Genomic DNA, 16,939 nt, shown 5'->3' with positions numbered 1-16,939 from the left:
AAGTAAGCATTTATCGGTGTATACTAAAGGCTGCTTTTTATCGATTATCTTTATAAAGTGATTGAAAATTATGTATCACATTAAGTTGATACTTAATGACTAACCATCGCTTATGAAAAAAGATATAACGTTATTTTTTTGCTTAATCCTATGTGCTTTTTACACTATAAACACAGAAGCACAATATGTTTCTAATGGACCTTACACCACCTTAAAAGCAAGGATTCTTCATGAAGAAACCCAAAAGCCCATCCCTTTTGTAAATGTAGGTTTTATTGGAAAAGGAATAGGGTCTGTAACCAATGAACAAGGATACTTTGAATTAACCTATCGTACTGATAAGATCAAAAAATCGGATGTGATTCAATTTTCGATGATCGGTTTTAAGACAAAGAAAACGCCTATTGGTGCTATTAACTCTCTGCTTTCGTCAAAAAATATAATTACACTTACTCCAGAACTCTATAATCTAGAGGAAATTGTATTAGGAGATAAAAAAATTAAAAATACAACCATTGGAAACTCAAAGATAGACACTGAAAAATTTGGCTATTGGAAAAATGAGTTAGGCCTTGGGGGTGAGATCGCATCAAAAATTAGAATTAAAAAGAAACGCACACAGCTTAAGAGTCTTAACGTAAACGTACTTGAAAACTTATCAGACAGTATCCGAGTGCGTGTCAATGTATACGATATTGATCCAATTTTTAGAATCCCTAAAAATAACATACTAAATACTGCTATTTATCATACCATCTCAAGAAAAAGTGGTGTAGAGCGCATTCCACTATCAACATATAAAATATTTGTAGATACCGATGTTATTGTAAGTATTGAGTTAATAGAAATTTATGGAGATCGTATTGGGTTTGCCGTGGCTGGAAGTGGCAATAAAAAACCATCGTATACACGATCTATTAGTCAGGATTATTGGAAGTCACACATGAAAGATGCCATGGCCTTTACAATGGATGCATCCTATCCTTTAGAAAAAGGAGCTAAGGAAATTTTAGACAGACCTATTCCTGAAGCAGTAACTATTTTTTGGGACGCTTCCGCGAAAGCGAAGAATCGCAACCTATACGCAGAAATAGAATTGATAGAGCGATACCTTAAAACCTTCAAAAATATAGATGTTACGGTTCGTAAATTTGCTTTTGGGTATATAGAATCTAAAGAGTTTAGTGTGACCAATGGAAAACCTGACGCTGTGATTGATTTCCTAGAAAACACCAACTATGAAGGAACCTCAGATTATACTGCGGTAACAGAAACGATCTCTAAAAAACTAGGATACACGCTTATTTTTACAGATGGATATACCTTCTTTTCTGATTTAGAGCCTGTATTTAATAACACTACATTCACAATAAGTAGTGCTAAAAATGTAAACAAGGAAATCCTAGAGGAGGTTGCGCTTTACACAGATGGGCTTTATCTGGATTTAACAACCTTCAGCCCCAAAAAGGCATTAGAGTATCTCCTTAAAGACCTATCTACCGTTACTGAAGAAGCTGCTGAGAGCACAGTAAAGATAGCAGGGAGTATTACCTCTGAAATAGGGTTTCTTGAGGGAGCTAGAATAGGAGTTCAGGGAAGCTTTAACGAAGTGATTTCCGATAGTTCAGGGACTTTTGAAATTTATGCGCAAGAGGGAGATGAACTAGAGATTAGATTTCCAGGAATGAAAACCAAAAAAGTGCAAGCCACTGCGAGTACAAAGATGAGGATTACGCTAGAAACGGAAGGTAGTTGGTTAGAAGAAGTAGTCCTTGAAGCAGCAAGAAAAGAAGAAGAAAAAGTAGCCACCGCTAGCGGTAAAAAGAATACTGATGCTGTGGGATTCAAAACAAATATCATTACAGAAGAAGACATAAGTCCTTCGTTTTTGACATTAGGCGATATTTTAAGAAGACTCTCAAGCATTAGGGTAGAGCGAGATCCTATTACAGGAGAAGAAATTTATGTAAATCCTAGAACCATGAGTATCACACAACAAGTACTACCTATCGTGGTCGTTAATGGGATTGTTTATGAACAAGTAGATGGTGGGGTTCCTCCTTTAAACCCTCAGGATATCGTGTCTGTTGAGGTTATCACATCACTTAGTGCAAGCGGCTTATATGGAACTTTAGGAAGAGGGGGGTCTATTATTGTAGAAACAAAATCTGGGACAGATTATTATGCGCAAAAAAACAAAAGAGAGGAAGTCCCATCAGCACTTATAGAAGGAAATGATTATGTAGCAGATGATGTTGCTGTTTTAGACACTACTTTAAATAAACCTTTCTATTTAATTCAACTAGAAAAAGCAACTACTTTAGAAGAAGCTATAAATACATATAATACCTATAAAAATACATCCTTAGAAGACCCTATCGTATTTTATACAGATGTCGCTACCTATTTTAAAAAATGGGATAGAAATACAGCATTACGTATTCTTTCTAATCTCCCAGAAACGGTATCAGGAGATATAGAGGTTTTAAAATTAATGGCATACCATTTAGAGTCTTTTAAAGAAGACCAATTAGCAAATACTTTGTATAAGAAGATTTTGGAGTTTGCTCCAGACCGTATACAGTCATACAGAGATCTTGCGGTTTCTCATCAGCAGGTAGGAAATTATCAAGAAGCGTTTGAATTATACAAGCAAATATTAGCCAATGAAACCGCAGCTCTTGATTTTTCACCACTCAAGAAAACAGCAGAGTTTGAGATCATGCGATTATTAACATTTCATAAGTCAAAAGTTAGCTTTCAAGATGTCTCCAATGAGTTACTCGCTGTAGGATTCAAAAAAGACCGTCGACTTGTTTTTGAATGGACCAATCCTCAAGCAGATTTTCAAATTCAGTTTGTCAATCCAACAGGGAAATATTTTACATGGGAGCATTCTGTGTATGCAAATCAAGAGCGCTTAAAAGATGGATTGTCAAAAGGGTATAGTATAGAAGAATTTGCACTTGATGATGCTCCTCCAGGAGAATGGATTATCAATGTACAATACTTAGGAGAAGACAATGTACAACCCCCATCCTATCTTAAGTACACACTGTATCTAAATTACGCAACCTCGCAAGAAACCAAAGAGGTAAAACTCATTAAACTTTTTCAGCAAAAAGGCAAAACAACCGTAGGAACACTTACACTAAATTAGTAGTCATTATGAAGAAACATTATACAATATACACCATACTTTTTATAGTATTCCTAAGTGTAACAGTACAAGCACAAACTGTTTTTAGAGGTACTGTGATCGATGCAGAAACCAAACAACCTATTGCAAATGCACGCGTAGGTATCAATAATCAAGGCGTTGGTGAAATCACCAATGAAAAAGGATTTTTTAATTATAAGAAATATCATGAGATTGTAAATTCAGAAAGCCAACTTGTTGTGGGGGCCTCTGGGTATGAGTCTTTGCAGTTAGGTCCCAAAGAAGTTCGGCAACTATTTAACAGATCCAGTAAAATTGAATTGCAGCCTTCTTCTGAGAAAAAAGAAAATAAAACAGTGACCAATCTGACTGTTTTTTGGGATGTTTCAGAAGACATGAAAGGTCGGGATATAGCGGCAGAGATTGCGTATGTTCAATCCTATGTTTCAATGTATAAAGACCTTAGGTTGCGCCTTGTTGTATTTGATTACAAGATACGTACAGATGAGCGTATGGAGATACGGAATGGGGATATTTCCCGCTTTCGCGAAAGCGTAAAAGCCCTTATCTACAATGGTCCTTCTAATTACGACGTACTGGATATCACGGGTGCAGATGCGGTGATTCTCAGTTCTAACGGAAATCCAAATTACGGAACACTGAATGTTTCTCAAGATATTCCAGTGTATGCGATTGCAAGTCAAGATATAGAAGTCAACGAAGCCTATTTAGAATTGCTTGGGCAATACACCCAAGGAGTGTATAGACCTATACAGTCGGGTAAAGGAAATTTAATGAAAAGTGAGGTTAGAACACCTGTATTTGAAGGGGAGACCATAAAAGGCAAAGTAACAAGTTTAGGCAAGCCATTACAAGAAGTATCTATCATAAAGAAAGGAGACCTCACAGAGTATCTTACCAAAGCTGATGGAACTTTTGAGTTGCCTGCAAAAGAAGGGGATGTGCTTGTTTTTAGGTACTTGGGGATGTTTCCTAAAATTGTATTGGTAGAAAATACTCAAGATATAAAACTAGAATTAATACCCAAAAATGACATGCTAGATGAGGTTGTACTCACAGAAAAATATGAAGAGGTCATTGTTGGAAATAAAGTGATAAGAGGAATAAAAGATCCTTATATCCCGGGGGGTATTACTAGATTAGGAGATTTTTATATTACGTATAAAGACATTACACCTAACGGCAGAACTCTAGAATCAGTACTTAGGGAAAAGTTTAGTGGAATTCAAGTAAGATATACACCGTATGGAGAGACGGTTACAGTCTTTGGAAAATATCCCCTATGGATTGTAAATGGTTTTCCATTAGGACCAGGAGAACCTTTGCCGTTATATATTCTAGATAGCGATATTGCATCTATAATTATAAAAGATTCAGATCTAACGAATATAAAATATGGAGGTCAGGGAGAAAGAGGGTTACAGGTGATTGTCACAACAAAGACAGGTCGTGAAGAATTTAAAGATAGGAAAGAATACTTAGCTAAAAATAACACATATGATGAAACCCTTCCTAGTATAAACCAAAACGCTATAATTTCAGGAAAGACTCAAATTAAAGGCAAAGTAACCAGTCTCGGAAAACCAATTCAAGGCGCTACTATTTCTGTAAAAGGATCTTTTGAGGAGTTCACCTCTCAGCAAGACGGTTCCTTTACAGCAAACTTGTCTGCGGGAGACATGATAAAGGTAAATTACTTAGGAATGTATCCAAAACTCATCGTTATTGATGATGAGACCAAAGAGATTGAGATTGACTTATTACCTAAGACCGATATGTTAGACGAAATCGAAATCACAGGAAAGACAAAAAGAACTTCAAATACAAGAGTCGACCTTGAAACAGGAACGTATAAAGATTCCTTTTTAGGAACTTTTGATGTACAAACACTAACTAGAGAAGATGATAATATTGAATCATGGGCTAGTGTAGCATATGGATTGACAGGAAAATTCTCGAATGTTACGGTAAATACAAGACCTGGCTACGAGGATATACGGATTAGAGATTCAAAAGCATTATTTTTTATTAACGGAATCCCCGTAGATAGGGCTCAGTTTTTTGCAGTAAACCCACAGAATATAGCTACTATTTCTGTCAAAAAAAATATCGTTGGTGCTATAGGAAGAGCAATTCTTATAGATACAGTAGATTTTGTCACTATGAATTCGCCTGTTCCTTCTGCACTTGTAAAAGGCAATGATTATGAGGAAGAAGTGAAATCTATATCTAATGATATCGTTGCTAATAAACCTCAGATTACAGGAACAATCACAAGCCTTGGAAAACCTATTCAAGGAGCGACTATCAGTAAAAAAGGAACTTTTGAAGAATATACCTCAAGAGCAGATGGAAGTTTTACACTTCCTGCCAATGAAGGAGAGGAATGGATTGTCTATTATCTAGGCATGTACCCTAAAAGCTTTATCGTAGATGGTAAGACAAATTATACGATTGATTTAATTCCAAAAAACAATGTATTAGATGAGGTGGTTCTTAATACAAAGGGAAAAGAAAAAGAAGAAGAAAAAGTACAAACGGCTTGGGGTAAAGAAAATAAAGATAAATTAGGGTATGATGTAAAAGTATTGCGCAGAGAAGATATTTTTCAAGGTGCACCAGACCTAGGCACCGTATTAAACGGAAAATTTGCAGGGATTACAGCCGTTGAAGATTCAAGACTAGGACTTACTGTATCTGGAAGAAATGGGCCAATGCTTATCGTTATTGATGGATCTATATTTACACCCGATACATCAAAACCATTCATAAGTCCAGATCGCGTAGAAAGTATTTCTGTAATAAAATCTACGATAGGTGCATTACGTTACGGATCTATTGGAAGAGGAGGGGTTGTTGAGATTACAACAAGCAATTTTGCAAGTAGTAAGACAGAACCTATTCCATCTCTCTTAGTAGAGGGTAACGACTATGAAGAGGAAGTTAGCGCTCTAAAGACAAATACATTAAATCCGTCTTCTAAGCTTACTGTTACAGGTATTGTAAAAGACCTCAAAGACTTTTTAGATGATGCAACGATTACACGTAAAGGGAGTTTTGATGAAGTGTTTACAGATACTCAAGGCAGTTTTGAGATCAAGGCTTCTCTGGGAGATGTCTTAGTAGTAAGTAAGGTCGGGATGTTTACCAAAGAGGTATTGGTGGAATCTCAGAACATGGGTATCATCACGCTTGTATCTAAGAATGATGAGCTTGACGAAGTGATTGTTTCTGGTGATAAGCGTGTAGATAATACGATTGAAGGTAGTGATGGTAGGCGAATAGATAAAGATAAGTTAGGCTATGCAGCAGACGAGCTTACGGAGAACGATTTTAGTGCAGGGGCGACCAACTTGCAGCAATTGATCACAGGGAAGGTTTCTGGTGTTACGGTAGAAGGCGGCTTATATAGTGGAAGCCAAGTAGTGTATAAAATAAGAGGGGGGAATCAATCTATAGAAAATGAAATTCCGCCCATTTGGATTGTCAATGGGATTCCGTATCCAGATCCACCAGATTTTTTAGATGTCCAACAAATTGCTAGTATTACAGTTCTAAAATCGGCATCAGCGACGTCTCGTTATGGTACGCTCGCTGCGGGAGGCGCTTTTTTAATCAAGACCAAAGAAGTTAGTTTTCAAGACAAAGCTAAGAAAGCTCAAAAGTCAGCTTTAGTGAGTGGTAATGACTATAAAGAGGCTACTACACGCACGATAGATACCTCTACATTACCAGAATATATTTTACGCTTGCGCGAAATACCAAACCTACAGGAACAATTTGAGCTATATCAGCGTATTTCTAGGACTCAGGAATCTCCTTTAGAATTTTATGTAGATGTAGCCCAGTATTTTGATGGGATTAATACAGAGATGGCCGATCAGGTGAGAGCAGATCTTGCGTATATCTCAAGAAATAACACCAAGGCCTTACGTACACTTTGTTATATCTATGAAGCAGCAGGGGATTACGAAAAAGCAGCACTTATTTATGAACGTATTTTAAAGTTAGCCCCATCTGAGGCGCAATCCTATAGAGATTTGGCATTGATCTACCAAGAGATTGGGAAATACAATGAGGCTTTAGAGTTGTATTATAACATGCTAGGAGAGCAGATCAAAGGGGTAAACTTTGAGGGTCTGGAAAAGTCTATAAAGAATGAGTTAAGCCATTTACTGTCTTTACACAAAGCAGAGGTAGATTATGAGCGTTTTCCTAATGAGTGGTTGCGTACAGATTTTGATATTGACATCCGAATGGTGATTGATTGGTCTGATCGCTCGGTGCCTTTTGAGTTTCAATTTGTCAATCCAGACAAGAAATTTTTTAAGTGGACACATACGCTTCAAGAGACACGAGATCGATTGGAAGAAGAGCAGGAACAGGGATATCAATCTGAGGAGTTTATCATAGATGACGCCCCTCCAGGTGAGTGGTTGATTAACATTCAGTATTTAGGAGATGAAGGGGATTATGTATTACCCCCTTTTATGAAGTACACGGTCTACAAAAACTACGGAACCCCTCAAGAAACTAAAGAGATTAAGGTAGTGAAACTCTTTAAACAATCCGATAAAGTGACCCTAGGAAGAGTGGTGTTGTAATTTTTATGCTTTCGCGAAAGCGTACTCATAAACAACCTAACAGCATGATTATTTTATAGAGAAAAAAGCTGTTTTTGTGAGAACATTTTAAAACATTTTATCAAAAAAGAAGTCTAAGTCCTATACCTTTTGAAATACGCTATGATTTTTTCAATAAAGTTGTAACATAATCAAAAGGTATAGGACTTATGGTGTAGATATACATTAGGCGTTAACGTTTGTTAACGATGATTAACAATCTAACAATAAGAGCGTTTGTACCTTTACGGAGTGTAAAATGTTAATTAATTCAAAAAGGAAATAAGAAGAGTTATAAAAAAAGGTTAAACCAACCTCATAAAATAAAATAAGACTATAATTTCACCCAATCAAAAAATAAGAGTATCCATCACATGAAAATTTACAGCAAACTATCCATCATATTACTTATCCTGTTTGGCACTACGATCGCAGGAGCACAAACTGTTTTTAGAGGAACAGTTGTAAATGCAAGTACCAAAGCACCTATCATGAATGCAAAAGTGGGTGTAAATGACCAGGGAGTTGGTGAGATTACAGATGAAAAAGGACGTTTTAATTACCGCAGATATCACGAGATTCTAGGAGATAAAAGTGAGTTAATTATAAGTGCAGAGGGGTATGAAACCATCGCTCTTGATGCAAAAGCAGTACGCACATTATTTAATAGATCAAGCACCATTCAACTAGAACCTTCTACCCAACAAGAAGCTGATAAAACCGTAAAATCTGTAAAACTTTTTTGGGACATTTCTGAGGACATGTTAGGAAGAGATGTAGAAGCAGAGTTAGCTTATATTGAAAGTTTTGTAGATGCCAATAAGAGTTTAAAAATAGCATTTGTTGCTTTTGGATATGAAATCCAAAAAGAGGAGGTCATCACCATTAGAGACGGGTATCTTACAACATTGCGTACCCTTATAAACTCATTAGAATACGGAGGTCCTTCTAATTATGGAATCTTAGATACTTCAGGTGCAGATGCCATTCTTTTTTCTTCTAATGGAGATCCTAATTATGGAACACTAAAAGTGCAACAAGAAACACCGGTATATACACTGGCTAGTATCTCACAAACAGATAATGGTGCGTATATGAAGCAACTTGCTCTATACACCTCAGGTGAATATGTGCCTGTGGGAGAAATTGAAAATACATCCTCTCAGCCTCTGGATGCTGCTATTGTAAAAAGCGGAATAACGGGTGAAATCGTAGACTTAAGTGGTCCTATTGGGGATGCGGTGATTACAAAAAAAGGAAGTTTTGATGAAGTATCTACAAATAGACAAGGAAAGTTTGCCATACAGGCTGCCTTAGGAGATATTCTCGTCATAAGTAAAATAGGCTACTTTTCTAAAGAAGTCTTAGTCGAAAGAAAAGATATAGGAACTGTTGAGATTATTTCAAAAAGTGATGAATTAAGCGAGATTGTTTTAGAAGGCAATAAAAGAGTAGACAATACCATCCAGACCAGTAATGGTAGAGAAAACAAAGATAAATTAGGATATGCTGTTAGTGAGCTTACCGAAAGAGACTTTGCTGCTGGAGCAACCACGTTACAACAGCTCATTCAGGGTAAAGTATCAGGTGTTACTGTAGAAGGAGGTCTTTTTACAGGAAGCGAAGTCGTGTATAAAATTAGAGGAGGAAATCAATCTGTCACAAATAATATCCCTCCTATTTGGGTGATTAATGGAGCAGTTTATCAAGATGTACCTAATTTTCTAGACGTACAGCAAATCGCAAGTATATCCGTTTTAAAATCGGTGTCTGCTACATCACGTTATGGAACACTCGCCGCTGGAGGTGCTTTTATTATTAAAACAAAGGATCAGATATACGGAAAAGCACAAAAGAAAAAAGAAAATACAGCCCTTGTAAAAGGAAATGATTATGCTGAAAGCGCTGTAAAAAACATGGAGGAAATCACCCCAGCGTATATAGAACGCATGCGTAAACTTCCTAATAAAAATGATCAGTTTAAGCTGTATAAGAAAATATCTACAACACAATCTTCTCCACTAGAGTTTTATGTAGATGTCGCCAAACATTTTGATAAAGTAGACAAGAATTTAGCAAATAAAGTACGTGAAGACCTTGCCTATATCTCTAGAAACAACACAAAAGCGTTACGTACACTGGCTTATTTATACGAAGTAGGAGGAGATGCTAAAAAAGCAGCTTGGGTATATGAACGAATCTTAAAAATTGCTCCTTCTGAAGCACAATCATACCGCGACCTTGCCTTAATATACCAAGAAAAAGAAGTTGGAAAATACAATCAGGCGCTAGAGTTATATATCAATATGCTCGGAGAACAAATTAAAGGAGTCAACTTTGAAGGACTGGAAAAACCATTACAAAGTGAGCTGAAGCATTTGGTTGTTTTACATAAAGATAAAATTGATTTTGAAAGACTACCTAATGAATGGTTAACCACAGACTTTGATATAGATATTCGTATGGTGATTGAGTGGTCTGACCCTACGGTTCCTTTTGAATTTCAGTTTGTAAATCCTGATAAAAAGTTCTTTAAATGGGCACACACATTAGACGAAAGTAAAGAAAGACTTGAACAAGAATTAGCACAAGGCTTCCAAACAGAAGAATTTATTATAGACGATGCCCCCAAAGGAGAATGGTTAATTAATGTACAATACCTTGGAGATGCAGGGGATTATGTGCTTCCTCCGTTCTTAAAATACACAGTATATAGACATTACGGGACTCCAAAAGAGACTAAAGAAGTAAAAGTAGTAAAGCTCTTTAGTCAATCTGATAAAGTGACTTTAGGGAAGATTCTTTTATAGTACGCTTTCGCGAAATCGAATACAGAATTCACAGAACTGGGAAAAACTATACGATTCCTTCCCACTCCGCATAAAATTGTTTCAGAAACGCCTCCATATATTGGTGGCGTTTTTCTGCTATAGAATGCCCTGTTTTGGTATTCATCTTATCTTTAAGAAGTAATAATTTCTCATAAAAATGATTGATGGTAGGCGCTGTTGATGCTTTATATTGTTCTGGAGTCATTTCAAGATTTGGAGCAATAGAAGGATCATAGATTTTTCTGTTTTTAAACCCACCATAATTAAAGGTTCTTGCAATTCCAATGGCACCTATAGCATCCAGCCGGTCTGCATCCTGCACGACATCCAGTTCTGGAGAAGTGAAGGTTTGCTCCTTATTCCCTCCTTTGAAAGAAATATTCTTTATAATCTGTACCACATGTTCAATGATTGCACTATCGGTATTTTGACTCAATAAAAACTCACTAGCCATCTTTGGCGCGATGGTTTCGTCTCCGTTAAAGAATTTTGAGTCTGCAATGTCATGCAGTAAAGCACCAAGAGCAACAACCAGTGGGTTTACATTTTCGCCTTGAGCGATAAGAACTGCATTTTTATAGACCCGTTCTATATGAAACCAATCATGCCCTCCCTCTGCATTGGCAAGGGTTCTCTTTACAAAAGAAATGGTATTTTCTATAAGTTGTTGATCGGTCATGAAGTATTTTTTATTAGGTTTTTGATGTCGTTTTTCTACGCTCTCGTATTTCTGGAAAATCCTGTAAAATCACAGATTCCACTTTTGTAATTAAATCGGTTACAGGAGCGCTTTTTACAAAAAAAGGCTCGTGTACCTTATGATGTATACGCACGCCAAGATCCATAGGAAAACCACCCCATCGGTTTAATTTCCATGAATTGTTGATCGTAATAGGAACAATAAGTGCCGAAGGCATGGCTTCAAATAAGGTGGTAAGACCTGCTGTCGCAAATCGCATAGGAATCCCATCACGACTCCGAGTGCCTTCAGGAAAAATCACGACAGAGCGATGATGTGTGTTTAAATAGGATGTAAGGTCTTTTATGGCTTGTACCGCTTGTACTTTGTTTTTACGATCTATAAGTGCCGATCCGCCGTGCCTTAGATTAAATGAAATGCTAGGAATTCCTTTTCCTAACTCTTTTTTGCTAATAAACTTTGGATGCAAGTGCCGTAAATACCATATCATAGGCGGAATGTCATAAGTGCCTTGATGATTGGCTACAATAATGCAGGGTTGATCTAAAGGAATATGATAGGGGTTTTCAAAATGAAATCGAGTGCCTAGTACATTGAGACAACGCAATAAAAAAAAGTTGAGGAGATCCACACTTTTTTTATGTGCTTCATATCCGAAAATACGTAAACAGATCCACTGTATAGGATGAAAAAAGACCAGCATAGCCCCAAACAATAGGTAATAGAGAATAGTGAATGGAAAGGCGATTATTTTTTTCATGAGTGTACGCTTTCATGCTTCGGCAAGCTCAGCATAAACTTCAGCTGTGCTGAAAGCATAAAAATAAAAAAACCGTTCTAAATGAGAACGGTTTCTGTCAATTTTACAGCTTATGATTAGCAATGCTCATCAAAAGCTTCGATAAGATTTTGTGCAATCATCTCAGCTGGACGCCCTTCAATGTGATGGCGTTCTAACATGTGTACAAGTTCTCCGTCTTTAAATAAGGCCATCGATGGACTAGAAGGAGGAAACGGTACCATAAAACTACGAGCAAGATCGGTGGCTTCACCATCTACGCCTGCAAATACCGTAAAGATGTTATCTGGTTTTTTGCCATTGTGTATAGCATGTACGGCTGCTGGGCGTGCATTACGAGCAGCACAACCACAAACAGAATTTACAACCATAAGGGTTGTTCCTTCTTTTTTCATTGCTGCGTGTACGTCGTCTGTTGTATGTAATTCTGTGAAGCCATTTTTGGTTAGGTCTTCACGCATTGGTTTTACTAAATCTGCTGGATACATAATCAATTTATTTTGAGTGCAAAGGTACAAAAAGTGTTCCTTATTAAAGAAATTGAAATTTTGACAGGTTATGACAACGCAACTTCTAGAAATACAAATCAAAAAAATAGCGTAACAATCCCAACAACCTTACGTCATATATATCAGAACCCTTATTTTTGTGGTTCTTAAACGAGATAATAATAGATGATTAAATATATAGGTGCTGTCATTGGTTTTGCTGTACGTGGTGTATTTGGTGCTTTTGCGGGATATCTTATAGGAAGCCTAATTGATAGGTTATTATCCCCAGAAACCGAAGGACCAAAAAGAAGAGGTTTTAAAGATGTTTTTGACCAAGCGACTCAACAATCTGTTTCTCCAGGTGATTTTGAATTGAACTTGCTTTCACTTGCCTCCATTGTGATCAAAGCAGATGGTACCATCAGCCAAAAAGAACTAGACTATGCCCGTCAATATTTTGTAAGAGCGTACGGGAAAGAACGTGCCAATGCTACGTTTAGAACATTTAATGACGTCATAAAAAAACGAGAAGTATCTGCTTCACGTGTGTGTCAGTACTTAAATATGCGTACGCGCTACGAAGTACGTTTACAAATCATACACTTTTTATTTGGCATTGCACAAGCCGATGGTCATGTGAGCGAACCTGAGGTAAAGGTCATGTCAGAAATTGCGGGGTATTTTAGAATTAATCTTCAAGACTTTGAAAGCATCAAAGCAATGTTCTTTAAAAGTGCCGAAAGTGCCTATAAAATCCTTGAAATACAAAAAGACGCTACCAACGACGAGGTCAAAAAAGCCTTTCGAACCATGGCAAAAAAATACCATCCCGATAAGTTGATGGATATGGACGAAGCCTACCGAAAAGGTGCCGAAGATAAGTTTAGGAAAGTACAAGAGGCCTACGAAACCATCCAGAAAGAACGCGGGATGTAGATCCCTCACAAGCCCTCACCCCTAAATCCCCTCTCCCAAAGGTAGAATATTTTAATTCCCACGAAGGTGGGAATCTCATTTGACTTTCAAAAAAGCTTTATAATAGAGGGACCCCCCTACTGAGGACGAGAATCTCACACCTTTCTTACAATCATAAAATAGAGTAGTACGCTATTTTTACATACGTTATTTCTAATGCTGTTCGTTTTCGCGAAATTTTTCTTAGCTTAACTTAAATTTTGATATTACATCACCTATTTTGAAAAGAACTAAAATTCATGTCACCAAAAAATCAGAAAAATTAGTCAAGAAATTCATTGTAACTGACCAAAACGCAGATAGTGGACTATTAGGAAAATGGAATGCAACAGTTTTTTATGTAGATCGAAAAAAATGTTGGCTGTTCACAAATGGATTAACTAAATACAATGTGATCCTGACGAATATAAAAGCATCAGATTTAGATAAGATTGAAGAGACCTTTAAAAACACCTTTTATACACAACTTGTTTTTGACGGAATTGTGACAGATTTTGAACGTATAGACACTATAGTTGGTCATCTTGATTTTTTGAAAACCGATAATGATAAAAGCACTATAGCGCATCAAAATCAACGGCTTTATGATCTAGACTACTGGAAATATCAATTTGGCAGTTTGGATACGATGCCTATGAAAGAATTGACAAGTCGAATGAATAGGTCTATTATTCACATTGGAAAAAGCCGAAGAATGGCAGACTACACAGACGCAACTTCAGAAATGAAAAAACTGTTAACAGAACAAAACGTGTAATTTTGGATACCCCTAAAAAATATTTTTCAATTACAAAAGAAGATCATGGAGTGCTCATTATCAATGATCGCATACCTCTAGATTGGAGAGAAATTGGCTCATTCTCTATCGCTCTTATAGCGGTTTTGTCCTTTTTTGTAAACATAATAGCAGGTATTACTGTAGGAGTTGTTGTTAGTCTATTTTATATCCTATTTCGATTTACCGCATGGATTTTCTATAAAGAAATCAGGATCAATATCTTTTCTAAAACAATTCAGATTAAAAAGTACAGGTTGGGAAAGCTCATAACCGAAAATGTATTAGATACTAATCTAAACCTTGGTAAGTTCGTGTTTACAGAGGTTTCACAAAGCGGCACGACTAAATTTGTTTTTAGCTATAAAACACATAAAGAGCATGATCTTTTAGTCTTAAAATCCAAAAGTGATAAAGAAATGATAGAGATGCATTTAAAACAATTCTCCACTACCCAAACAACCGACTAAATACTGCCTTCACAAACTCCTTTTTTGGCAGACTCCAAATAATCTGTAACTCCTCTTTAAAGGTTGTTTCATCATCCAGAAATCTGAAAATACGATCGGTAGGGTTATTTTTAAACATTTCCCCAAAAATAGGAGCGCCCAAATGATTTTTACGATACAACACATCTACGAGAAGCAAATCATACCACCAGAAACGCGAGCGTTTTGAAAATAGTCGAAAGTCCTTTTCGGTTTTTAAGAACCCAACAAGGGCTGCGGTTTTCTTTAACGTATGTTTAAACGTAAAACCCGTACTCGCTTTGGTCCAGCCACCTGCACTCCCGATATGCAACATATTTTTAGAGTTATGTTTGTCAAAACGATAGGAAGACATTGGAATGTTCCCCTGCTCTTTACGTTGAATGTGATATTGCAATATGCCTTTTTTGGTTAAATATTCCTGAATAGCCGTTTCATATTCGCTGTCTTCGAGGAGCTCCTTGGAGAACAAGGTATATTCAAATAATGCTTCGGTTGGCGAAGTCGGTAGTACATACATAAACCGACAATTCCCTTTTTGTGGCACGGTAAAATCCATAAAAGTAGCACAATCAGGATCAAAAATGGGTGTTTCCGTTTTGATAAACCATCCTATAAAATGTTGTTTGAGATATTGGTGTTGCGACTGCGATTCCAACAGCTCTGAGTTGAGAATGCTATTAAATACTTTGGCTCCAAAAAGCTTTTGCTGTGCTGTAGTAATCACCACTTGGTGTTGCTGGTTTTCGACAGACAGGACGGTTTCTTGTAAAAAGGAAATATGAGGTTTTGTGGCTAAGTACGCTTTCGCGAAAGCGTAAAAATCATCTCCTTCAATTTTTTTATATTGATACGGCTGTATGAGAATCTCATCAGAAAATACAGGGCTTTTAAACCCAATGGTCGACCAGCGATGGGAAACAATGTCTTCAAAAATATCAGGTTGAGACTCCCAAAAACACCAAGTACGATCATTTTCTTTTTTGGCAGCGGCATCAATAATAAGAATGGATTTAGCATCAAAAAAAGCATCCTGAGCCATGCGATACGCCAAGGTAAGCCCCGAAAGACCGCCTCCCATAATGATATAATCATACTGTGTTTGCACGATACGAAGTTACGTATTTTCCCTCACCCCTAAATCCCCTCTCCCAAAGGGAGAAGGGACTTTTTAAAAATAAATATCTTGCGCTTGCCGAAATGTATTGGCATGGGCGTCAATGATCATTTTAATCTCTGGAGAATAGCCACCGCCCATGCTACATTGCACAGGGATCTGTAGGTCATGACAGATTTGTAATACATACCGATCTCTTTCTAAGCAGCCTTCAATAGTACATCCCAATTTGCCTAATTTATCACTTGCCAAAATATCCACCCCAGAGAGGTAAAAAATAAAATCAGGTTGCTCTTGGCTGATGAGCCCCGGAAGCGTGTCTTTTAAAATAGTGAGATAGGTTGTATCATCGGTATCCGTATCTAAGGCGATATCTAGATCGGAGGTTTCTTTTTTGAACGGATAGTTCGCTTTCCCATGCATTGAAAACGTAAACACGGTAGGGTCGTTTTGAAAGATTTCGGCCGTACCATTCCCTTGATGCACATCCAGATCAACAACGAGTATTTTTTTGGCAAGTCCTTGTGCTTGTAAATACCGAGCCCCAATCGCCTGATCATTGAGCATGCAAAAAGCTTCTCCGTGATCTGTGTAGGCATGGTGGGTGCCTCCAGCAATATTCATCGCGATGCCGTGCTCTAGTGCATATTCACATCCCAAGATGGTACCCTGTGCAATGATGAGTTCGCGTTGTACCAGCTCTTCAGAAAGAGGAAACCCTATCTTCCGAGCTTCTCGACGCTCAATGGTTAATGCTTTCAAGTTGGTAAGATAGTCTTGGGTATGACAACGCAAAACATGCACATCGTCTATGACTGTAGGTTCAAAAAAATTGTCTTGGGTGCAAGTCCCTTCATGTAGAAGTTGACGTGGCAGCAAATCATATTTTGCCATAGGAAATCGATGCCCGTCGGGTAAATGATGTTTATAAATAGGATGAAAGGCGATTTTAAGCACGTT

Annotated in this window: 11 protein-coding genes; 6 read left to right on the top strand and 5 right to left on the bottom strand. The window is 37.2% G+C overall.

The window, feature by feature from the left end:
* The first annotated feature begins 112 nt into the window (after positions 1–112).
* The 3 genes from ACFO3O_RS06905 (at position 113) to ACFO3O_RS06895 (ending at position 10,613) form a co-directional block, all read left to right on the top strand.
* Positions 113–3,160: a carboxypeptidase-like regulatory domain-containing protein gene (locus tag ACFO3O_RS06905; RefSeq protein WP_379977843.1), complete on the top strand. Its 3,048-nt coding sequence runs from the start codon at positions 113–115 to the stop codon at positions 3,158–3,160.
* A gap of 8 nt (positions 3,161–3,168) precedes the next feature.
* Positions 3,169–7,785 (top strand): TonB-dependent receptor plug domain-containing protein, encoded by a 4,617-nt coding sequence (locus ACFO3O_RS06900; protein WP_379977842.1) that lies wholly within the window; start codon positions 3,169–3,171, stop codon positions 7,783–7,785.
* 392 nt (positions 7,786–8,177) lie between these two features.
* The gene (locus tag ACFO3O_RS06895; protein ID WP_379977841.1) at positions 8,178–10,613 is read left to right on the top strand and encodes a carboxypeptidase-like regulatory domain-containing protein; all 2,436 of its coding nucleotides are present in this window, start codon (positions 8,178–8,180) and stop codon (positions 10,611–10,613) included.
* Positions 10,614–10,659: 46 nt separating this feature from the next.
* On the opposite strand, the gene ACFO3O_RS06890 is transcribed toward ACFO3O_RS06895, so the two are convergent.
* The 3 genes from ACFO3O_RS06890 to ACFO3O_RS06880 all read right to left on the bottom strand — a co-directional run bounded on the left by ACFO3O_RS06890 (position 10,660) and on the right by ACFO3O_RS06880 (position 12,621).
* Positions 10,660–11,313, bottom strand: a complete 654-nt coding sequence (locus tag ACFO3O_RS06890; protein WP_379977840.1) for an HD domain-containing protein — start codon at positions 11,311–11,313, stop codon at positions 10,660–10,662.
* A gap of 13 nt (positions 11,314–11,326) precedes the next feature.
* The gene (locus ACFO3O_RS06885; protein WP_379977839.1) at positions 11,327–12,094 is read right to left on the bottom strand and encodes a lysophospholipid acyltransferase family protein; all 768 of its coding nucleotides are present in this window, start codon (positions 12,092–12,094) and stop codon (positions 11,327–11,329) included.
* A gap of 116 nt (positions 12,095–12,210) precedes the next feature.
* Entirely contained in the window at positions 12,211–12,621 is a 411-nt protein-coding gene (locus ACFO3O_RS06880) for a BrxA/BrxB family bacilliredoxin (protein ID WP_379977838.1), read from the bottom strand.
* Positions 12,622–12,807: 186 nt separating this feature from the next.
* On the opposite strand from ACFO3O_RS06880, the gene ACFO3O_RS06875 reads away from it, so the two are divergent.
* From ACFO3O_RS06875 to ACFO3O_RS06865, 3 genes are all read left to right on the top strand, one after another.
* A complete protein-coding gene (locus ACFO3O_RS06875; RefSeq protein WP_379977837.1) occupies positions 12,808–13,560 on the top strand; it encodes a TerB family tellurite resistance protein in 753 nt (250 codons plus the stop codon).
* A gap of 259 nt (positions 13,561–13,819) precedes the next feature.
* Positions 13,820–14,356, top strand: coding sequence for a DUF6933 domain-containing protein (locus ACFO3O_RS06870; RefSeq protein WP_379977836.1), 537 nt, complete (start codon positions 13,820–13,822; stop codon positions 14,354–14,356).
* Positions 14,357–14,358: 2 nt separating this feature from the next.
* Entirely contained in the window at positions 14,359–14,844 is a 486-nt protein-coding gene (locus tag ACFO3O_RS06865; RefSeq protein WP_379977835.1) for a hypothetical protein, read from the top strand.
* Here ACFO3O_RS06865 and ACFO3O_RS06860 read toward each other — a convergent pair.
* Both ACFO3O_RS06860 and ACFO3O_RS06855 read right to left on the bottom strand, forming a co-directional pair.
* On the bottom strand, positions 14,825–15,970 hold the full coding sequence (locus ACFO3O_RS06860; RefSeq protein WP_379977834.1) for a lycopene cyclase family protein: 1,146 nt from the start codon (positions 15,968–15,970) through the stop codon (positions 14,825–14,827). The two genes, ACFO3O_RS06865 and ACFO3O_RS06860, sit on opposite strands and share 20 nt — an antisense overlap.
* Positions 15,971–16,033: 63 nt before the next feature.
* Positions 16,034–16,936: a histone deacetylase family protein gene (locus ACFO3O_RS06855; RefSeq protein WP_379977833.1), complete on the bottom strand. Its 903-nt coding sequence runs from the start codon at positions 16,934–16,936 to the stop codon at positions 16,034–16,036.
* Positions 16,937–16,939 lie beyond the last annotated feature (3 nt).

This window comes from Dokdonia ponticola, from assembly GCF_042653865.1.
GTDB lineage: Bacteria > Bacteroidota > Bacteroidia > Flavobacteriales > Flavobacteriaceae > Dokdonia > Dokdonia ponticola.
The sequence above is the reverse complement of the archived record's forward strand: the minus strand, read 5'-3'. Positions and strand labels throughout refer to the sequence as shown.